General features: G+C 74.4%; 19 protein-coding genes and 2 pseudogenes. 14 read left to right on the top strand and 7 right to left on the bottom strand.

The genetic code is table 11. The features are described 5' to 3' along the window. The 4 genes and pseudogenes from ACTT8P_RS19290 to ACTT8P_RS19275 form a co-directional block, all read left to right on the top strand. Positions 1 to 348 (top strand): annotated as a pseudogene (locus tag ACTT8P_RS19290) (hypothetical protein); the annotation flags it as partial. After that, positions 345 to 1,325 (top strand): dipeptidase, encoded by a 981-nt coding sequence (locus ACTT8P_RS19285; RefSeq protein WP_442832900.1) that lies wholly within the window; start codon positions 345 to 347, stop codon positions 1,323 to 1,325. The pseudogene ACTT8P_RS19290 and the gene ACTT8P_RS19285, both read left to right, overlap by 4 nt. Positions 1,326 to 1,457: 132 nt before the next feature. Beyond that, the gene (locus ACTT8P_RS19280; protein WP_442832899.1) at positions 1,458 to 2,891 is read left to right on the top strand and encodes an MFS transporter; all 1,434 of its coding nucleotides are present in this window, start codon (positions 1,458 to 1,460) and stop codon (positions 2,889 to 2,891) included. A gap of 56 nt (positions 2,892 to 2,947) precedes the next feature. Next, positions 2,948 to 3,703 carry an SAM-dependent methyltransferase gene (locus tag ACTT8P_RS19275; protein ID WP_442832898.1) on the top strand — a complete coding sequence of 252 codons (756 nt, stop codon included), beginning with the start codon at positions 2,948 to 2,950 and terminating at the stop codon, positions 3,701 to 3,703. A 442-nt stretch (positions 3,704 to 4,145) separates the two neighbouring features. On the opposite strand, the gene ACTT8P_RS19270 is transcribed toward ACTT8P_RS19275, so the two are convergent. Beyond that, positions 4,146 to 4,757, bottom strand: a complete 612-nt coding sequence (locus ACTT8P_RS19270; RefSeq protein WP_442832897.1) for a TetR/AcrR family transcriptional regulator C-terminal domain-containing protein — start codon at positions 4,755 to 4,757, stop codon at positions 4,146 to 4,148. Between the two features lie 92 nt (positions 4,758 to 4,849). Between ACTT8P_RS19270 and ACTT8P_RS19265 the strand changes: the two genes are divergently transcribed. From ACTT8P_RS19265 to ACTT8P_RS19255, 3 genes are all read left to right on the top strand, one after another. Further along, positions 4,850 to 6,310, top strand: a complete 1,461-nt coding sequence (locus tag ACTT8P_RS19265) for an FAD-dependent monooxygenase (protein ID WP_442832896.1) — start codon at positions 4,850 to 4,852, stop codon at positions 6,308 to 6,310. A 50-nt stretch (positions 6,311 to 6,360) separates the two neighbouring features. After that, positions 6,361 to 7,305 (top strand): RNA polymerase sigma-70 factor, encoded by a 945-nt coding sequence (locus ACTT8P_RS19260; RefSeq protein ID WP_442832895.1) that lies wholly within the window; start codon positions 6,361 to 6,363, stop codon positions 7,303 to 7,305. Positions 7,306 to 7,426: 121 nt separating this feature from the next. Continuing rightward, positions 7,427 to 8,626 carry an NAD(P)/FAD-dependent oxidoreductase gene (locus ACTT8P_RS19255; RefSeq protein WP_442832894.1) on the top strand — a complete coding sequence of 400 codons (1,200 nt, stop codon included), beginning with the start codon at positions 7,427 to 7,429 and terminating at the stop codon, positions 8,624 to 8,626. A 75-nt stretch (positions 8,627 to 8,701) separates the two neighbouring features. Here the strand turns inward: ACTT8P_RS19255 and ACTT8P_RS19250 are convergent. Beyond that, positions 8,702 to 9,495 (bottom strand): annotated as a pseudogene (locus ACTT8P_RS19250) (LysR family transcriptional regulator); the annotation flags it as partial. A 26-nt stretch (positions 9,496 to 9,521) separates the two neighbouring features. Between ACTT8P_RS19250 and ACTT8P_RS19245 the strand changes: the two are divergent. The 3 genes from ACTT8P_RS19245 (at position 9,522) to ACTT8P_RS19235 (ending at position 11,009) form a co-directional block, all read left to right on the top strand. Next, on the top strand, positions 9,522 to 9,668 hold the full coding sequence (locus ACTT8P_RS19245) for a hypothetical protein (RefSeq protein ID WP_442832893.1): 147 nt from the start codon (positions 9,522 to 9,524) through the stop codon (positions 9,666 to 9,668). Positions 9,669 to 9,767: 99 nt separating this feature from the next. Continuing rightward, complete coding sequence (locus ACTT8P_RS19240; RefSeq protein WP_442832892.1) at positions 9,768 to 10,142, top strand: DUF2218 domain-containing protein; 375 nt, start codon at positions 9,768 to 9,770, stop codon at positions 10,140 to 10,142. 21 nt (positions 10,143 to 10,163) lie between these two features. Beyond that, a complete protein-coding gene (locus ACTT8P_RS19235; protein ID WP_442832891.1) occupies positions 10,164 to 11,009 on the top strand; it encodes an alpha/beta fold hydrolase in 846 nt (281 codons plus the stop codon). 51 nt (positions 11,010 to 11,060) lie between these two features. Here the strand turns inward: ACTT8P_RS19235 and ACTT8P_RS19230 are convergent, their stop codons facing one another. Further along, a complete protein-coding gene (locus ACTT8P_RS19230; RefSeq protein WP_442832890.1) occupies positions 11,061 to 11,945 on the bottom strand; it encodes an NAD(P)H-binding protein in 885 nt (294 codons plus the stop codon). A 54-nt stretch (positions 11,946 to 11,999) separates the two neighbouring features. Further along, positions 12,000 to 13,052 carry a YncE family protein gene (locus ACTT8P_RS19225; RefSeq protein ID WP_442832889.1) on the bottom strand — a complete coding sequence of 351 codons (1,053 nt, stop codon included), beginning with the start codon at positions 13,050 to 13,052 and terminating at the stop codon, positions 12,000 to 12,002. A 137-nt stretch (positions 13,053 to 13,189) separates the two neighbouring features. On the opposite strand from ACTT8P_RS19225, the gene ACTT8P_RS19220 reads away from it, so the two are divergent. Continuing rightward, positions 13,190 to 14,119, top strand: coding sequence for a LysR family transcriptional regulator (locus ACTT8P_RS19220; RefSeq protein ID WP_442832902.1), 930 nt, complete (start codon positions 13,190 to 13,192; stop codon positions 14,117 to 14,119). Here the strand turns inward: ACTT8P_RS19220 and ACTT8P_RS19215 are convergent. After that, on the bottom strand, positions 14,106 to 15,194 hold the full coding sequence (locus ACTT8P_RS19215) for a protein kinase family protein (protein WP_442832888.1): 1,089 nt from the start codon (positions 15,192 to 15,194) through the stop codon (positions 14,106 to 14,108). The two genes, ACTT8P_RS19220 and ACTT8P_RS19215, sit on opposite strands and share 14 nt — an antisense overlap. 183 nt (positions 15,195 to 15,377) lie before the next feature. On the opposite strand from ACTT8P_RS19215, the gene ACTT8P_RS19210 reads away from it, so the two are divergent. Further along, complete coding sequence (locus tag ACTT8P_RS19210) at positions 15,378 to 16,076, top strand: DinB family protein (protein WP_442832887.1); 699 nt, start codon at positions 15,378 to 15,380, stop codon at positions 16,074 to 16,076. Here ACTT8P_RS19210 and ACTT8P_RS19205 read toward each other — a convergent pair. Then, the gene (locus tag ACTT8P_RS19205; RefSeq protein WP_442832886.1) at positions 16,061 to 16,930 is read right to left on the bottom strand and encodes an SCO6745 family protein; all 870 of its coding nucleotides are present in this window, start codon (positions 16,928 to 16,930) and stop codon (positions 16,061 to 16,063) included. The two genes, ACTT8P_RS19210 and ACTT8P_RS19205, sit on opposite strands and share 16 nt — an antisense overlap. A gap of 131 nt (positions 16,931 to 17,061) precedes the next feature. On the opposite strand from ACTT8P_RS19205, the gene ACTT8P_RS19200 reads away from it, so the two are divergent. Next, the gene (locus ACTT8P_RS19200; protein ID WP_442832885.1) at positions 17,062 to 18,183 is read left to right on the top strand and encodes a lipid II:glycine glycyltransferase FemX; all 1,122 of its coding nucleotides are present in this window, start codon (positions 17,062 to 17,064) and stop codon (positions 18,181 to 18,183) included. Here ACTT8P_RS19200 and ACTT8P_RS19195 read toward each other — a convergent pair. After that, positions 18,165 to 18,869: a GntR family transcriptional regulator gene (locus tag ACTT8P_RS19195; RefSeq protein ID WP_442832884.1), complete on the bottom strand. Its 705-nt coding sequence runs from the start codon at positions 18,867 to 18,869 to the stop codon at positions 18,165 to 18,167. The two genes, ACTT8P_RS19200 and ACTT8P_RS19195, sit on opposite strands and share 19 nt — an antisense overlap. A gap of 102 nt (positions 18,870 to 18,971) precedes the next feature. Here ACTT8P_RS19195 and ACTT8P_RS19190 point away from each other — a divergent pair, with 102 nt between their 5' ends. Continuing rightward, on the top strand, positions 18,972 to 19,511 hold the full coding sequence (locus tag ACTT8P_RS19190) for a YbhB/YbcL family Raf kinase inhibitor-like protein (protein WP_442832883.1): 540 nt from the start codon (positions 18,972 to 18,974) through the stop codon (positions 19,509 to 19,511). Positions 19,512 to 19,547: the final 36 nt, after the last annotated feature.

Genomic DNA, 19,547 nt, shown 5'->3' with positions numbered 1-19,547 from the left:
GACGGGGCGGCCCGGCTGGCGGCGCCCGGCACCGACTGGGCGGTGCGGGCCCTGGTCCCGCTCGCCGCGCGCCACGGCGTGCTGCTCGACCTGGCCCCGGACACGGTCACCGCCCGCCCGGCCCCGGACGGCCCGGCCGCCGCCCCCGACGCCGCCGACCTGCGGGCACTGACGTACGGCGTGCGGGTACCGGCCGCGCGCTGGCGGCGGGTCGTCGCCGAGGCCGAACTCGCCCTCACCCCCGACAGCCCGCTGTCCCGCACCCACGCCGGCGACTCCCTGTTCGGACCCGGCGGCGAGATCCTCGCCGAGGCCGGCGAGGACGAGCCGGTGGGAGCGGCCTCGTGACGCCGCCCGTGGTCGACGGCCTCCAGTGCGGACCGTACGACCGCGAGGTGTTCGAGCAGTTGCGCGCCGGCGGCGTGGTCTGCGCCACCGCCACCGTGGCCTTCTGGGAGGACGCGGTGGAGACGATGGACGCGCTGGCCGCCTGGCACGACCTGGCCACGGACCACGCCGACCTGGTGCTGCTCGCCCGGGACGCCGCCGACATCCAACGGGCCCGCGCCGAGGGCCGTACCGCGATCGTGCTGGGCGCGCAGAACGCCTCCCCGCTCCAGGGCCGGCTCGGCTTCGTCCGGCACTTCCACGCCATGGGCCTGCGCGTGATGCAGCTGACGTACAACAACAACAACGAGTTCGGCGGCTCCTGTTACGAGGACAGCGACCCGGGACTGACCCGCTTCGGGCGGGAAGTGGTCCGCGAGATGAACGCGGCCGGGATGCTGGTGGACCTGTCCCACTCCGGCGAGCGCACCCGCCGGGACGCCATCGACCACTCCGCCGTCCCCGTGGCCATCACCCACGCCAACCCCCGTTCCCTGTACGACCATCCGCGCAACGTGGCCGACACCACCCTGAAGTCGCTGGCGGAACGGGACGGCGTCCTGGGCCTGGCCACCTACGCCTCCATCGCCGGCCGCTACGCCGCGACCCTGGACGACTGGTGCGCGATGGTGGCCCGCACGGTGGAGCTGATGGGAGTGCGGCACGTGGCCATCGGCACCGACCTGAGCCCCAAGGCCGGGCCGGCCGAGTTCGGGTGGATGCGCAAGGGGCGCTGGACGCGCGGCGAACAGCGCGGCGCGGACCTGGGCACGGCCGCGGCCGGCCCCGAGTGGCTGACGGACGCCGCCGGACTGTCCCGGGTGGCGGGCCGGCTCACCGAGCGGTTCGGCTTCACCGAAGCCGAGGCGGCGGCCGTGGTCGGCGGCAACTGGCTCCGGCTGTACGAGACCGCGTTCCGGCCGCACACCGGCGACTGACACCCGCCTGAACCAGACCGGGCGGCACCGCGGCAACGGTCCGCCGCCCGGCCTGTACTCGCCCACCGACGGCCGCCCCGCCCTCCACGCCATGGACACGGGGCCGCCCTTGCACCGAAAGGCCGACGGGCCATGACATATGAGCAGAGCCAGAAGGGGCCGCGCAAATCGGTCCCGGCCCCCATCGCCGTCGCCGACGTCCCCGAACCCGACGCCGCCGCCCGGCTCACCGCACGCATCGACCGGCTCCCGATGACCCGGCTGCAGGGCCGCATCCTCGCCCAGGGCGGTCTGAGCACCACCCTGGACGGCCTCGACCTGGGCATCATGTCGTTCCTGCTGCCGCTGATCACCACGGCGTTCGCGCTGAGCGGCTCCCAGCAGGGCCTGATCGCCAGCGCCACCCTGGCCGGCGCCTTCGTCGGCGACCTCGCCCTCGCCCTGGCCGGCAACCGGATCGGCCGCAAACCCCTGCTGCTGTGGTCGCTCGTCCTGTACAGCGGCTGCACCCTGCTGTCCGCGCTGGCCCCCGACTACTCGCTGCTGCTGGTCCTGCGCTTCCTCGCGGGCGTCGGCGTCGGGGTCAACGTCAACATCGTCATCCCCTACCTCGCCGAGTTCGCGCCGAAGCAGGCCCGCGCCAAGTACGTGGGCTCGCTGGCCGGGTTCTTCGGGCTCGGCTACGTGCTGGCCGCGCTCATCGGCACGTTCGTGGTGGCCCGGGTCGACCACGGCTGGCGGTGGGGCCTGGTCCTGGTCGGACTGCCGGTGATCCTCGCCCTGTGGTGGCGCCGCACCCTGCCCGAGTCCCCGCGCTACCTGCTGCTCAAGGGCCGCGACCAGGAGGCCGAGGAGATCGTCGCGGCCCTGGAGGAGCAGGTACGGCGGCGCACCGGCCGCCCGCTGCCCGACCCCGAACCGTCCCCGGCGGCCGAACGGGACACCGACCTGAGCGCGGCCCGGCAGTTCGCCGCCCTCTGGCAGGGCCCCTACCTGCGGCAGACCATCGTCACCTGGAGCATGTTCTTCATCGCCAGCTTCGCCTACTACGGCTTCCTGACGTTCCTGCCCAGCATGCTGCTGGACCGCGGCATGAGCGTCACCGACAGCTTCGGCTACGCGCTGCTGGTGGAGATCGCCCAGGTCGCCGGCTACTACCCGGCCGCCTGGCTGGCCGACCGCACCGACCGCAAGTGGTCCATCGTCACCTGCCTGGCCGCCTCCACGGTCTGCGCCTACCTGGTCTCCCAGGCCGACAGCAACACCGCCGTCCTCGTCCTCAGCATCCTGCTCGGCTTCTTCCTCAACGGCCTGTACGCGCCGCTGTACACCTACCTCCCCGAGGTGTACCCGACCCGGCTGCGCTCGATGGCCGCCGCCACCTCCGACGCGTTCAGCCGCGTCGGCGGCATCACCGCCCCGATGATCATCGGCACCATGTACGCCTCCCTGCGCTTCGGCGGCGTGTTCACCCTGATCTGCGCCGTCCTGGCCGCGGGCTGCGTCCTCACCCTCACCCTGTCGACCTCGACCAAGGGCCGGTCGCTGGAGGCGCTGTCCGGCTGAGGCGGACGGCCGAAAAGGAGGTGCGGCCCGGGCGAGCGGGCTGACAGGGTGCCCCGGTGAACCGTGCACGGATCTCCGCCATCGCCCACACCGACCACCCGGTCAAGGCCCCACTCGACGACGACTCGGTACGCCGGCTGCTCGACCGCGCGCTCCGGCCGGACGACGAGCGGGTCCTCGACCTCGGCTGCGGCGGCGCGGAATGGCTGCTGCGCGCCCTGGCCGAGCGCCCCCGGCTGCGGGCCGAGGGCGTCGACACCGCCGCGGACGCCCTGGCCCGGGCCCGCCGGGCGGCGCGGGACCGCGGTGTCGCGGAACGCCTCGTCCTGCACCACCAGGACGCCGCGGACTTCGCCCCCGTACCCGGTTTCGACCTGGTCCTCAGCATCGGCGCCACGCACGCCTTCGGCGGCCTGCTCCCCACCCTCGCCGCGGCCCGCGCACACCTCGCCCCCGGCGGCCGGGTCCTGATCGGCGAGGGCTTCTGGGACGGCACCCCGTCCCCGCGCGCCGTCGACCTGCTCGGCGACCTCACCGACCTGGCGACCACCGTCGACCGGGTGGTCGCCGACGGCTGGACCCCCGTGTACGGCCACGTCAGCACCCGCCGGGAACTGGACGACTACGAGTGGTCCTGCTGGGGCGCACTGGCCGGCTGGGCCCTGGACCACCCCGCCGGGCCGGACAGCGCGGAGGTCCTCGCGACGGCCACCGCCCGGCGCACGGAATGGCTGCGCGGCTACCGGGACGTCTTCGGCTTCCTCTGCCTGGTGCTGCGGCCGACCACGGCCCGACCCGCCGGGTCCGCGTGATCACCACGGGGCGGGACCGGTGCGCGGACGCGACCTGGAACGCCGTCCGGCCCGGCGGGTCCGCGCAGTTGGGGAACACCCCCGAGCTGCCCCGGCCCGGCGACCGCAGCGGCTTCGCCCCGCCGCGTCGAACGGTCGGCGAGCCCCTCCCCGAAGCGCCGTGCCGGCGCCGCGAACCACCGGACGGCACTGTGTTCGCGGCGCCCCTCCTGCGCCTGACGGGTCTGCTGACCGGCTGCGCGGACGCCACCGGCGCCCAGCCGACGCCCGGCCGGGCGTCCACGTGCTGGACACCGGCACCCCCCCCCCGCGCGCTCGTCACCGACCTGCGCCGTCTGCCGCTGGGGAACCACTCCCGGGATGCCGCCTCCGACGACGCGCTGCTCGCGGGCGCGACCGAGGCGGTCGTGGCCGCGCCGCGCTGCGCGTCCGTCGTCCCCGGTCAGCGCCGGTCGAGGACCGCGGCCAGGCCGAACTCGAAGCGCTCGTCGAAGGAGCCCCCGGTGAGGTGGCCGAGAACGCGGTGCAGGGCCGGGTGGGTCGCGGGTGACACCGACTCCGCCAGCCGGTCGCCCGGCGACTGGCGCTGCGCCGCCTGTTCCTCCTGGGTGAGGCCGAGCGTGAAGTAGAGGACCGTCCAGACCGTCCACGCCGCCTCGCGTTCGGACCGGCCGCCGTCGAGGAACGCGGCGACGAACGTCTCGGCGAACCGCAGGGTGCCCGGATCGGCGGCGTAGGTGCCGACGACGAGCGCGGCGCCGTCGCGGTGGGCCAGCAGCGCGCGGCGGTAGCGGCGGGCCAGTTCACGGACGCGCTGGTCCGGCCGGGCCGGCAGGTCGTCGAGCGGGATCTCCCCGACCACCGCGTCCGCCATCAGCTCCAGCATCCGGGCCTTGGTCTTCACATGCCACAGCACGGTGTTCATCCGCACCCCGAGCCGCTGGGCGACCGCCCGGGTGGAGAGCGCGTCCAGGCCCTTCTCGTCCAGCAGCTCCAGCGCGGCCCGGATCACGGTGCCGGGCGCGAGACGCTCGGCCGGTTGCTTATTGGTCATTGACCTAGTTTACTGCGGACACCCGCCCTTGGTCAGTGACCAATAAAGCGACCGGGGCGTGCCCGAGAAGGTGACCAGGAAAGGCTGAGTCCATGTCACAGCGTCATGTCGTCATCGCCGGAGGCGGCCCCGTCGGCCTCTGGCTCGCCGCCGAACTGCGGCTGGGCGGAGTCCCCGTCACCGTCATGGAGCAGCGCACCGAGATCGACGCGCGCTCCAAGGCGCTCACCATCCACCCGCGCACCCTCGAGGTCCTGGCCGCGCGCGGCGCCCACCGGCCGTTCCTCGCCGAGGGGCTGCGCATTCCCACCGGCCACTTCGCCTCCCTCGACGAACGGCTCGACTTCCGGGACCTGGACACCCCGTTCCCGTACACCCTCGCCCTGCCCCAGGCCCGCACCGAGGAACTGCTCGAACGGCACGCGCTCGCCCGGGGAGCCACGATCCGGCGCGGACACCGGGTCACCGGGTTCACCGAGCAGGCCGGCTCGGTGACCGTGCGGGTGGCGGGGCCGCGGGGGGCGTACGAGACGGAGGCGGACCACCTCGTCGGCTGCGACGGCACCCGCAGCACCGTGCGCACCACCGCCGGCATCGACTTCCCCGGCACGCCCTCCACCGTCCTCGGCTGGCTCGGCGACGTCGCCCTGGACCGGCCGCCGCGGCCCGGCTTCAGCGCCGCCGGACCGCACGGCGGGCTGATGGTCGCGCCGCTGCCCGGCGGGCGGTTCCGCCTGGTCGGTCTCAGCCCCGACGGACTCACCACCGACTGGCCCGGCGACCTCGCCTTCGACGAGCTGCGGCACAAGGTCCTCGCCGTCACGGGCGACGACTTCGGCATGCGCGACCCGTCCTGGCTCTCCCGCTTCGGCAACGCCACTCGGCTGGCCGCCGCGTACCGCCGGGGCCGGGTGCTGCTCGCGGGCGACGCGGCCCACCAGCACTTCCCCGCCGGGGGAGTCGGCATGAACGTCGGCATCCAGGACGCGCACAACCTCGGCTGGAAGCTCGCCGCGACCCTGAACGGCTGGGCCCCGGACGGTCTGCTGGACACCTACCACACCGAACGGCACCCGGTGGGAGCCCAGTTGGCGGAACACAGTCAGGCCCAGACCTCCCTGCTGGCCACCTTCACACCCGAGGGCCTGGCCCTGCGCTCCCTGCTCAGCGGCATGATCGCCGACCAGCCGGCGTTCGCCCGCGCGCTCGCCGAACGGCTCACCGCGCTCGCCGTGCGCTACCCCGCCGCCGACCCGGCGGCCCACCCCCTCACCGGCACCCGCGCCCCCGACCTGGCCCTCACCGGTGCCGACACCGGCCTGTTCGGTCTGCTGCGGCCGGACGCGTACCTCCTGCTCGACCTCACGGCCGGCGGCACCCTCGGCGGCCTCGCGCGGCCGGGACTCGCCGTGCACGCCGGCCCGCTCGACCGGCCACCGGCCGGCTGGGCCGGGGTGCGCGCCGCCCTGATCCGCCCCGACGGCCATGTCGCCTGGGCCACCACCCGCCAGGACGCCGCCGCCGCGGCCGTCGTCGCCGTCGTCGCCGACTGACCGACCGCCGCGCGGAGTACGCCGGTTGTCCTGCGGATAGGATCCGGGGCATGCCGCTGACCGTGCAGGACGTGGACCGGTTCGAGGCCGCCCGGCCCCGTATGGAGGCCATCGCCTACCGCCTCCTCGGTTCCGCGAGCGAGGCCGAGGACATCGTGCAGGAGACCTTCCTGCGCTGGCAGCACGCCGACGTCGAGCGCATCGAGGTCCCCGAGGCGTGGCTGACGAAGGTCCTCACCAACCTGTGCCTCAACCAGCTCGGCTCGGCCCGCGCGCGGCGCGAGACCTACGTGGGCCAGTGGCTGCCGGAGCCGCTGCTGACCGGCGACCCGATGCTCGGCCCGGCCGACACCGCCGAGCGGCGCGAGTCGGTCTCGTACGCGGTCCTCACCCTCATGGAGCGGCTGTCCCCCAAGGAACGGGCGGTGTACGTGCTGCGGGAGGCATTCGGCTACTCGCACCGGGAGATCGCCGCGATCCTCGACCTCACCGAGGCGGCCGGCCAGCAGCTCTTCCACCGGGCCAAGAAGCACCTCGCCGACGGCCGGGCCCGCGGCGAGGTCGACCGGGCCGCCGCCCGGCGGGTGGTGGAGGAGTTCCTGGCGGCCGCCACCAGCGGGCGGACCGAGACCCTGGTGAAACTGCTCACCGCCGACGCCGTCGCGGTCGGTGACGGCGGCGGCAAGGTGCCGGCCCGCACCAAGGCGTTCGAAGGCGCCGTCGCCGTCGCGAAGTTCATGCGCGGCCTGTTCAAACCGGCGCGGGCCAAGCGCGCGCTGGTCGGCGGCTCGCCCGAGATCCACCTCACGAGCGCCAACGGCGGCCCGGCCGTGGTGGCCGTGGTCGACGGGCGGGTCGTCGGCGTCATGTGCCTGGAGATCACCGCCGACGGCATCGCCGCGTTCCGCAGCCAGGCCAACCCCGACAAGCTCCGCCGCGCCACCGAGGCGTGGGCCGCCACCGAGCACGGGGCACCCCTGTTCCACGCCTTCTGACCACAAACCCCCGGTGTGAGGGGCGTCACATCACGCTTCTGTCAGGAACGGCCCGGCTGCCCGGTTCAAGGGCGAAAGCGCACCCGAGAAGGGCTGGACCCGCGCAGACAGGAGCAGGAACATGCAGCACCGCATCATCGTCCTCGGCGCCGGCTACGCCGGAGCGATCGCGGCCGGCCGCCTCGCCAGGCGGCTGCACCGCGACGACGTGACCGTCACCCTCGTGAACGCCGAGCCCGACTTCGTCGAACGCGTCCGGCTGCACCAGCTCGCGGCCGGCCAGGACCTGCGGCCCCGGCCGCTGAGCGAGATGTTCGCCGGCACCGGCGTACGGCTGCGGATCGCCCGGGTCACCGGCGTCGACGTCGACCGCCGCACCGTCACCGTCGCGGACCCGGCCGGCGGCACCGGCGAACTGGCCTACGACACCCTCGTGTACGCCCTCGGCAGCGGCCGGCACGACCAGGACGTCCCCGGCGTCGCCGAGCACGCCTTCGAGATCGCGAGCCGGCCCGGCGCCCGCCGGCTGCGCGAGCGGCTGGCCGGCCTCGGCGCCGGGCGGCCCGTGGTCGTCGTCGGCGGCGGCCTCACCGGCCTGGAGGCGGCGACCGAGCTCGCCGAGGCCCGTCCGGACCTCGCCGTCGGCCTGGTCACCCGCGGCGCCCTCGGCGACCGGCTCTCCGCCAAGGGCCGCCGGCACCTGCGGAAGGTCGTCGACGGACTGGGCATCACCGTGCACGAGCACACCGCCGTCACCGCCGTCGCGGCCGGCCGGGTCGGCACCGCGGACGGCACCGCCCTACCGGCCGAGGTCACCGTGTGGACCACCGGCTTCGCGGCCCACCCCATCGCCCGGGCCACCGCCCTGGAAGTCACCGGCACGGGGCAGATCGTGGTGGACCCGACCATGCGCTCGGTGTCCCACCCGGACGTGTACGCGGTCGGCGACGCCGCCCTGGCGATGGGCCCCGGCGACCAGCCGCTGCGCATGTCGTGCGCCTCGGGCGGCCCCACCGCCTGGCAGGCGGCCGACGCCATCGCGGCCCGGCTGACCGGTGGCAAGCTGCCGAACCTGCCGATCCGCTACTTCAACCAGTGCGTCTCGCTGGGCCGCCGCGAGGGGCTGATCCAGTACGTCACCGCCGACGACCGGTCGGTCGGCGCGGCCCTGACCGGCAGGCTCGCCGCCCTCTACAAGGAACTGGTCTGCAAGGGCGCGGCCTGGGGCGTCGCCCACCCGACCCTCGGCCTGCCGGCCCGCCGCCGCCGCGTCGTACCGGACGCGCCCCGGACGGACCGGGCCGTGCGGACACCGGCCTGAGCGGGGGCACCGAGACGGACGGCGCCCGCCGCTTCGTCGGCGGGGCCGGCCCCGGTGGCCGACGCCGCTCGTTCCTCACACTCGGCGCGCCGCCGTGACCGCCGCCTCGGCGAAGGAGGCGACGAGCGGCCGGCGGTCGAGCCGGGACCAGGCGACGACCAGGCTGCTGGGGCCGCGTCGGTGACCGGCCGGTACACCAGTCGCGGGTGGACGGGTTCGACGAGCGACCGCGGCAGGACCGCCACCACGCGCCCCACCATGACCAACTGGACCAGTTGCGGCACGTCCGTGATCTCCGGGCCGCTGCCGTCGTCGGGGACGCCCGTCCAGCGCACCCCCTTCCAGCGCGGCAGCGTCTCGCCCGCCAGATCGGTCAGCCGCAGCTCCGCACGGGCGGCCAGCCGGTGCTCCGGCGGCAGCACCGCGACCCGTCCCTCGGTGCACAGGGTGTGGTGCGCCAGGCCGGTGAGGTCGTCGAACGGCGCGTACAGCAGCGCCACGTCGGCCCGGCCGTTCCGGACGTGGTCGGCGCGGTCGGTGGCACCGCCGAACAGGATGTCCACCCGCCGTGCGTCGGGCCGGCCGGCGTACGCCGCGAGGATGCCGGACAGCAGGGCGGCGTCACCACCGGGTTTGATCACGAGCCGCAGCCGGATCTGGTCGTCACCGGCCCGACGCGCGGCACGGGCCGCCACCCGGACCGCGTCCAGCGCGTCCCGGCCGTGGCGCAGCGGCGCTTCTCCGGCGGGGGTGAGCGAGACGTGCCGGCTGGTGCGGACCAGCAGTTGGACGCCGAGCCGCGTCTCCACGCGCCGGATCGCCTTCGACAGCGCCGGCTGCGCGATCGACAGCCGCAGCGCGGCGGGTCCCCGGCGACGACCACGCCCCCTCCTTCGTGGCCGACGCGATCATCCGGCTCGGCGTGGCCGACCACGACGCCCTGGACGCGGTGTTCACCGTGCCCGGGGCCGAGGACCTGATCCGGCGCCGGCAGTCCCGCTACCCCTACCGGGTCGTCTGGGCCAACCACGAGGCCCTGTGAGGGCGCACGCATAGCTTGCGGCGGGCGTGGCATGGCGGCGGCCCGGTCCTGGTAGTCAGGGGACGTGCCGCCGTCCGACCGTCTCCCAGGGAGTCGCCCGTGCCCCGCTCACAGGCCCGTGTCGCCACCGACCGCCCGCACCGCTACGCCAGACAGCTCGCCGCCCACCTCGGCCGGCGGGCCCGTACCGACTGGGACGAGGCGGCCGCCGAGGGCCACCTCGTCCTCCAGGACGGCACCGGCACCCTCACCGCCACCGAAGGAGCCCTGCTGCTGACCGTGGAGGCGCCGGCCGACCGGCTGGCCCGGCTCGAGGACGTGGTCGGCCGCCACCTGGTGCGCTTCGGCGCCCGGGACGAACTGGTGGTGGTCTGGCACCGGGACACCGGCGAGCCCGGCACCACCCAGCGCCGCACCGGCGACCCGGCGGCCGAGCCGCCCGACGGGACCCCGCCCGCCGGACCGCAGGCGTGACCTCCCTCGTTACCATGCCCCATGGACGCAGAACACGAATCGCCCAGGCTGCCCGGCGCCACCCGGTACGCGGCGACCCGGTACGGACGGGTCGCCTACACGGACACCGGCCCGGAGGGCTCCTCGGCCGCGCCGCCGCTGCTGTTCGTGCACGGCAACTCCGCCTCCCGCAAGGTCTTCCACGCCCAGCTCGCCGACGACTTCGCGGGACGGCGGCTGCTCGCCGCGGACCTGCTCGGCCACGGCGAGTCCGACGACGCCACGGACCCCGGCGCCGCGTACACGCAGCGCGGCTACGCGGCCACCCTCGCCGAGTTCCTCGCCGCCCTGGGCATCGACCGGGCCGTCGTCGTCGGCTGGTCGCTCGGCGGCCACATCGGCCTCGAACTCGGCCAGATCTTCCCCGGGTTGGCCGGACTCGTGGTGACCGGCACCCCGCCGGTCAACCGGCACACCCTGGCGGACGGCTTCCTGCCGACCCTGGGGTACGCCGGCACCGAACACGTCACGGCCGGCCAGGCGGCCGAGTTCGCCGCCCAGATCACCGTCGTCCCGCCGCCCGCCTGGGTGATCGACGACGTGGTACGGACGGACGGGCGGGCCCGGCGGCTCATGTTCGAGTCGTTCGCCGCCGGCCGGGACTCGGACCAGAAGGCCCTCGTCGAGAAGTCGCCAGTGCCGCTCGCGGTCATCGACGGCCGCGACGACCCGTTCGTCAACCACGCCTACGTGGCGTCCCTGTCGTACGCCGCCCTGTGGCGCGGTGCGCCGACGGTACTGGCGGGCCGGCGCCACGCGGCGTTCCTGGAGGACCCCGCGGGCTACGACGACCTGCTCCGCGCCTTCCTGCACGACCACGGGATCTGACGGTCGGTCAGAACCCGTGGTCGGGGGGCAGCGGGGCGAGGGCCGGTGCGGTCAGCCCGTCACCGCCGGCCTGAGCACCTCCTCGCACCACTGGCGGAACGAGGTCGGGGTCGTCGACTCGGCGGTGCGCGGCACGGCGTTGTCCATGCCCTCGTTCTTCGCCTCGAACATGTCGACCATCGCCTGCGCCATCGCCGCGGTCGAACCGAAGCCCGTCATGCGGTCCTTGAGCGCCGCGCCCGGAATCTGCTGGTAGCGGACCTCGGTGCCGAGTACCTCGGAGACGACCTCGGCCATCTGGTCGGGGGAGATGTCCTCGGGACCGAGGACGGGGACCTCGCCGGAGCCGGTCCAGGAGTCGTCGAGCAGCAGCCGGGCCGCCGTGCCGGCGATGTCGCGGGTGGCGACGGTGGGCACCTTCAGGTCGGCCCGGGCCATCAGGAAGAACATGCCCTTCTCCCTGATCGTTCCGGCCTGGTGGAGCAGGTTGTGCATGAACGAGGGGCAGACGACCGCCCGGTAGGCGACGCCCGAGGCGGCGATCAGGTCGTCCATCGCCAGGGAGGCGGTGACCAGCCCGGCCCGCGCGGCCATCGGCGTGCCGCGCCCGAGGGCGGAGACACCGACGACCCGCCGGACGCCGTGGCGGGCGAACGCCGCGCAGGCGGGGCGGGTGAAGTCGACGTAGGCGACCTCGGGGCCGGGCTCCGACCCGTCGCCCGGGGCGAGCCAGAACACGGCCTCGGCGCCCTCGCACGCCTGGTCGATGACGGCGGCGTCGCGGTGCGAGCCCTCGACGATCTCGACGCGCTCTCGGACCTCGGGAGCCAGCCGCGAGGCGTCACGGACGACGAGCCGCAGCGGCGCCCCCCGGTCGAGCAGATCGGTGACGAGCCGGCGGCCGATGGTGCTGGTGGGTGCGGTGATGACGATCATTTGGCTGCTGTGTTCCTTGTCGTGTGACGGAAGCGGGATGCGGTACGGCCGAGGTCAGCCGGTCCGCGGGAGGTAGGCCAGGCCGTGGGCGCCACTGGCGCCGGGCCCGCCGATGGCGAGCCGGGTCACATCGCGCATCGACGCCAGGTCGACGACGTGCACGGTGGACGAGGCGTAGCAGGCCACGTAGGCGAGCCGGCCGTCGGGCGACGAGGTGATGGTCAGCGGGCAGTGCCCCACCTCGAACGCGCCCAGCCGCTCGCGGGTGCCGGTGTCGAAGACGACGAGCCGGCCCGGTGCCATCCGGACGGACCCGTCCGCCGGATCGTGGTCCGCGCGCACCTCACCGACGAGGAGCAGCCCGGTCGACGTCAGATGCACCGGCATGATCCGGTCGTCCGTGACCAGGACGTCGACGACGGACGCCGTCCGGGTGTCGACGACCCTGATACCGGGCACCGACGCGTCCCCGGTGGCGGCGAACGAGCCGCTGTAGGGCGCGGCGACGAAGGCGTACGCGCCGTCGGCGGAGACGGCGACGCCCTCGCTGCCGGGCACCGCCACCTTCCCGGTCAGGACGCCTCGTTCGAGGTCGACGGCCGAGACGAACGGCGCCTCCTTGTTGGCGACGTAACCCGTCCGGCCGGCCGCGTCGATGGCGATCCAGTGCGCACCGGGGGCGCCGGTGTCGATCCGGCCGACCGGCCGACGGGTCGCCGTGTCGATCACCACGACGCCGCCGGACCGGTCCGTCGAGCCCTCCACGGTGACGTAGAGACGGCCGCGTGCCGCGTCCAGCGCCAGGCCGTGCGGCGCGTGTTCCGGGGCGAGGTCGACGATCTCGGCCACCTCGCGGGTGTCGGGGTCGATGGCGATCAGCTCGGTGCGCCGGCCGCTGTTGGCGTGGTAGTAGCCCGAGCGGTAGGTGACCGTGCACCACAGCAGGCGCCGCACCGGGTCGAAGCACAGCTCGTGCGGCTCGGCGAGGACGTCGAGCGCGCCGAGGTACCGGTCGTCGGCGGCGTCGTGGAACGAGACGGTCGGCCCGCTCTGGTCGACGACGGCCAGGACGTCTCCTGCCCGGCCGGCGCGGGGGGACGGTTGCATGGTGGTTCCTTACGAGAGGTGAGGGGGGTTCCGTGAACACCTCCACTCTGCTGACCGGCCGATTCCACGACAATGCAAGAATAGGCACCACATAATTGACTCAGACGTAAAAACGCAGGTCAGGTGTGTCTTTGATGATGGATCTCAATCTGCTGCGGGTGCTGGACGCGCTGCTTCAGGAGAACAGCGTGACCCGGGCCGCGGAGCGGCTGGGCACCTCGCCCGCGGCCGTCAGCCGCACCCTGGCCCGGCTGCGCCGGGCCGTCGGCGACCCGCTGCTGGTCCGGGCCGGACAGGGCATGGTGGCGACCCCGCGCGCTCTGGAACTGCGGGACGAGGTGAGCGCGTTGCTGCTCGGCTGCGACCGGGTGCTGCGGCCGGGCGCCGGGTTCGACGCCGTGCACCTCCAGCGCACCTTCACCGTGCAGACCACCGAACTGCTGCTCGCGAAGCTGGCCGGGACCCTGTCCGACCGCCTCCGCGTCGAGGCGCCCCAGGTGGACGTGGTCTTCCTGCCGGAGGCGGTGGAGGGCGGCCCCGCGCTGCGGCAGGGCACGGTCGACGTCGAACTGGGCGTCCTCGGGCACCTCGACCCGGAGATCCGCACCAGGCGGCTCACCCGGCTGCGGCTGGTCGGCGTGGCGCGCGCGGGTCATCCGCTGTTCGACGGACGGATCGACGCCCGCCGGTTCGCCGCGGCCGGGCACATCGGCATCTCCCGGCTCGGCAAGCGGTCCGGTCCCATCGACACGGCGCTCGCCGAACGCGGGCTGAAGCGCCGGGTCGCGGTCGTGGTGCCCAGTCACACCAGCGCGATGATGCTGGCCCGGGACACCGACCTGGTCGCGCTCACCCTCGCCGACTGGCTCCCCGGCACGGTCGCCGCGCTGGGCCTGCGCACCTTCCCGATCCCCCTCGACCTGGCCCCCCTCGAACTCGGCATGGCCTGGCACCCGCGCAACGCGGCCGACCCGGGCCACCGCTGGTTCCGCGACCACCTGGCGACGGCGGCCCTGGCCGGGTCGGAGCAGGGAGACCGGGGCGCCCCGGAGTTCACCGGCGGGTAGCGGCCGGGGTCCCACCGCCGTCGCCTTTGGGCAGCGCCCGCTCGATCCCGGCCGCCGGGAACGGGGTGCGCTTGCTCCGGGTGAGCAGCCGGTGGTGGAAGTCGTCCAGGACCGCGGCGTGCCCGGCGTGCCGGTCGATGAGCGCGCCGAGGCCGGCGGCGACCCCGTCCGGCCGGCGGCCCGCGCGCCACTCCCCGAGGAAGGTGCCGAACCCGGCGCCGCCGCGCACCGCTTCGGGCAGGTGGTGGCGGAGCAGATGGGCCGGCGCGTAGGAGCGGTCGTAGGTGAGGTGCCGGGTGAGGAAGGCGGTCTCCTCGGCCGAGAGGTCGAAGTGGCGGCTCAGCGCCAGCCCGAAGTCGGCGAAGAGGACGCGCCGTCCGTCGGTGAGCAGGTTGGCGAAGTGGGCGTCGAAGTGGACCAGTCCGTGCTCGCTCATGAAGCGCGTGCCGCGCAGCAGTTGTTCCTCCACCCACCGGTAGCCGTCCGCCGCCCCGCCCGCGGCCCGGTGCTCGCCGAGCCACCCGGCCAGCGTCCGCGGCACGTACTCCAGGAACAGGACCAGGCTGTGCGCGGAGCGCCCGATCGCCTCCAGCCGGCGCCGCACGGCCGGTGACCCGTCCCAGTGCGCGACCGCCCCAGCCACCCCACCGAACGCGTCCACGAAACCGGCCGGGGGAGTGTCCGGCAGCACCCGCCAGTGATGGAGCAGCGGGAAACCCGCGTACGCGTTCCGCAGCACCCACCCCGTGGTCATGACGTGGGCGGCCAGCTCGCGCCAGGCACCGAACCCCGTCGACCCGACCCCGTACTGGTAGAAGAGGGGGAGGCCGAAGACGTTGGCGGTGGAGCGTACGTGCCGGGGCAGCAGTTCGACGTCCGTCAGCGGCACCCGTTTGACGAAGACGGGGGTGCCGTCCACCTCCAGCCGTGCCGACCGGCCGCCGATGCCCGACCCGAGGCCCGGCGCCGCGGCCACCGCCCGCGCCAGCCGGCGGTCGCTGAACAGCGCCAGCCGGGTGCCCACCGCCGTGTACGCGGAGATCCGCGCGGCGTGTTCCGACTCGGTCACGTCCACCGATGGCCCGCCCGTCCTCCTGTCCGGTTCCGGTCCTGGTCCCGGTCCGGTCACTCACGCAGAGGGTACGGCCCCGGGCCGGCCACGGCACCGTCGCGAAGACCGGCGGAAACCCGGTCGCGCCCGGCGCGACGAGGCGTTACCTTCCGCAGCGGGACGCGACCACGGGAAGGGGGGGCCGGCATGGGCGGCCGTCTGGAGCTGTTGCTCGACCAGTTCGACCACGCCAGGGAGATGGCGCGGGTACGGCTGGCCGGGCTCGGCGACGAGGAGTACCTGTGGGAGCCGGTCCCCGGCTGCTGGTCCGTCCGGCGCCGGCAGGAGGCGGTGACGCCGAGGGCGTACGGGCCCGGGGAGTGCGTGCTGGACCTGGGCGCCCCGGACATCCCGGGGAACGAGTACGCGGAGGTCGCCCGGCAGGCGGCGGGCGGCATGACCGTCGCGAGGATCGCCGACGACTGGAGCGTGAGCGTCGAACGGGTCGAGGAGGTCCTCGCCCACACCGGCCCGCCGCAGCCCACCGCGACGCCGGTCACCACCATCGCCTGGCGCCTGGGCCACCTGCACTCCTGCTTCGCCGGGGAGTGGGAGTGGACCTTCGGCGCACGGCGGCGGGACCCGAGGCTCCTGGTCGACTTCCAGCCCCGCGCCGCCCCGGCACTCGACCGGTTCTGGACGGAGCTGGACCGCTGGCGCGCGAGCGTCGCCACCGTGACCGACGAACAGCTCGACACGGTCGGCTTCTCCCAGTACCCGTACGGCTCCCACGCCGACGACAGGTACGTCGACGTGCTGGCCGGTGACAACCTTGAGTTCATCCACCACATGGCCGAGATCGCGCTCCTGCGCGACCTGTGGCGGGCCGGTCAGCCCTTGCCGTAGAACTCCGCGGGGAAGGCGCCCGCGGCCCGCGCGATCCGGGTGAATCCGGCGGCCAGTTCGGTCAGCCGCGCGGTGGCGTCCGGCCCGAGGCGGTCGTACGGCGCGGTGTCGAGGCGGTCGGTGAGCGCCTCGGTGTCGGCCCGCAGGGCGGTGCCCGCCCCGGTGAGGTCTCCCGCCTCGTCCAGCAGGCCGCGGTCGCGCAACCGGTCCCCGGCCGCGCTCCACCGGGCGTCCGACCAGCCGCGGGTCTGCTTGAGCACGGCCGAGGTGACGGTTTCGCCGGTGGCGTTGTGCAGAACCAGCGCCTCCAGCCCGCAGAGCCCGGCGACCGCCAGCGCGGCGACGTGACCGTCGCCCCGGTGTTCGCGCAGCAGCGTCGCGGCGTGCCACAGGGCCAGATGCGGTTCCTCGGGCACCTGGAGGTCGGCGTTCGCGGCGTACAACGGCCGTCCCGCACGGCGGCACCCCTCGGCGGCGCGCAGCGCCAGCCCGGCCGCCTCCGCCATCTCCCCGGACGCGAGCACCTCCTTCCCGAGCAGCCGCCGCAGCGTCCCGTCCGCGCCACGCAACCGCGCGGCCAGCACCGCTTCCGGCGTGGTCACCGCCCAGGCGGCGGGGAGGCACCGGGCCACCTGCGCGTGATCGAAGTTGTAGAACGTCGCCGTGACGGCACCCGCCCCGACCGCCCCGAGCGGAGCGGCACGCCCCGCGAGGTAGGACATGGGCCCGCGGTCCAGCCCGAGCGCCGCGAGAGCGTCCCGGTGCTCCGGTGCGAAATAGACGACCGAGTGCAGTGGGGCGACGGCGTGGTGGCAGCGGCGGGCGGTGGTCGTCTCCATGTTTCCCCGGTTCATATAATCGATTATTTGTATTTCAATCGATCATATGCTCGTGGGTCCGGGGATGCAAGGGCGCGGCCATGTGATGCACGAAAGCGGACATTCGGGTCAGTAGGCTGGTGCGCCCGACAAAGGAGCGCTGCGCAATGAGCTACCGCGTGAAGGTGATCACCCGCGAGGAACATCTGGCCTTCGCCGCGGCCCGGCCCTCGGTGAGCCATCTACAGCTCCCCTCGTGGGGTGAGGTGAAGCCGGACTGGCGGGCGGAGGGCCTGGGGTGGTTCGACGGGGAGGGCCGGCTCGCCGGGGCCGGGCTGGTGCTGCTGCGGCCGCTCCCGAAGGTGCGGCGGTACTTCGCCTACCTGCCCGAGGGCCCGGTCATCGACTGGGCCGCACCGGACCTGGAGCAGTGGCTCGCACCGCTGCTCGCCCACCTCAAGGCGCGCGGCGCCTTCACCGTACGGATGGGGCCGCCCGTCGTCGCCCGCCGCTGGAGCGCCGACGCGGTCAAGGCCGCGATCGCCGACCCGGCGGCCAGGCGGCTGGGGGACGTCGAGGCCACCACGCGCGAGCCCGGGGCCGACGAGATCGCCGAACGGCTGCGCCGAGCGGGCTGGCGGCGGACCGAACCGGGCGGCGAGGACGGCTTCGCGGCCGGGCAGCCGCAGTACGTGTTCCAGGTGCCCTTGGCCGGCCGGTCACTGGAGGAGGTCCAGCACGGCCTGAACCAGCAGTGGCGCCGCAACATCAAGAAGGCGGAGAAGGCCGGCGTCAAGGTGGTCGAGGGCGGCTACGAGGACCTGCCGGTCTTCCACACCCTCTACACCGAGACCGCCGAGCGGGACCGCTTCGTCGCCCGCCCGCTCTCCTACTTCCAGCGGATGTGGACCGCGCTGCGCGCCGAGGACCCGGGCCGCATGCGCCTTTACCTCGCCCACCACGACGGCGACACCCTCGCCGCCGCGACCATGCTGACCGTCGGCGCACACGTCTGGTACTCCTACGGCGCCTCCACCGGCCGCAGCCGCGAGGTCCAGCCCAACAACGCCCTCCAGTGGCGCATGATGTGCGACGCCCATGAACGGGGGGCCGCCGTCTACGACTTCCGCGGCATCACCGACACCCTGGAGGAGGGCAACCACCTGCTGGGACTGCTCCGCTTCAAGGCCGGCGCCGGCGGTGAGGCCGTCGAGTACCTCGGCGAATGGGAACACCCGCTCAACAAGGTCCTGCACACGGCCTTCGGCCTCTACCTCTCCCGGCGCTGACCGGAGGGCGGTTCGGTCAGCGCCGCCGCGGTCAGGGTGAGGTGCCGCACCAGTACCTCGGCCGCGGTGTCGGCGTCCCGGGCCAGCGCCGCCTCCTCCAGCCGGCGGTGCTCCTCGACGCCGTCCCGGCCGGGATCGCGCTGTGCCGACCAGCGGCGCGTCAGTTCGCTCGCGGTCCACATCCGGTCGAAGGTCTCCAGCAGGACGGCGTTGCCGCAGCCTTCCAGCAGGGTGCGGTGGAAGACCCGGTGGGCCTCGGCCCAGGCGGCGGTGTAGTAGTCGCCCTCCTCGGGCGCGTACGGCGGGGTGCGGGCCAGCCGGTGATGGGCGGCGCGCACCCGGGCCTCCCAGTCGACGTCGCCGCGCTCGACCGACATGCGCAGCATCGCCGGCTCGACGGTGCGGCGGGCCTCCGCGATCTCCTGCCAGCGGCGGTCGGAGAAGGCCGGGACGGCGAAGCCGCGATTGGGCAGCCGGTCGGCGTAGCCCTCGCCGACCAGCCGTACCAGCGCCTCGCGCACCACGGCCAGACTCACGCCGTGCGCCTTGGCGAGGTCCTGCGGCTTCAGGGCGTCGCCCGGCGCGTGCCGGCCGCGCATGATCGCGTCCCGCAGTCGCGCGTGGACCTGCTCGGAGAGCATCCGCTTGCCCGATGGGGGAGGGGAGGGGGGAGCCGTCTGCGTCATGGGACCATCGTAGACGATCGGCTGAATAATCGATTATCCATGTTACGGTCGATTCATCGGCCGACAGGCCCGTACCGAGAACCTTGTGAGAGGACCGACGTGATGAGCGCCAACGACCCCTTCGCCCGTCTCCCCGAGGCGGCCTCCTTCACTGTCACCAGCACGACCGTCGCCGACGGCGGTGCCTGGGCGCTCGACCAGTACTCCGGCATCTCCGGCGTTCCCGGCGGCCGGGACCGCTCCCCGCAGCTGTCCTGGAGCGGCGCCCCGCAGGGCACCAGGAGTTACGCGGTCACCGTCTACGACCCCGACGCCCCCACCGGGTCCGGGTTCTGGCACTGGGCGGTCGCCGACCTCCCGGCCACCGTCACCGACCTGCCCGAGGGCGCCGGCGACGACACCGGGGCGGCGCTGCCCGAGGGCGCCTACCAGTTGCCCAACGACGCCCGCGCGGCCCGCTTCCTCGGCGCCGCGCCGCCGGCCGGGCACGGCCCGCACCGCTACTTCGTGGTGGTGCACGCCCTCGACGTCGACACCATCGGCGTCCCGGCCGACGCCACCCCGGCGGTCCTCGGCTTCACCATGGCCGGCCACATCCTCGGCCGCGCGGTGCTGACCGCCACCGCCGAGACACCCGCCTGACCGGTTCCCGGCGTGCCCCGGCGGGGGAGGGCCGGC

The sequence above is a fragment of the Streptomyces sp. JW3 genome, assembly GCF_052216785.1.
Lineage (GTDB): Bacteria > Actinomycetota > Actinomycetes > Streptomycetales > Streptomycetaceae > Streptomyces.
The sequence above is the reverse complement of the archived record's forward strand: the minus strand, read 5'-3'. Positions and strand labels throughout refer to the sequence as shown.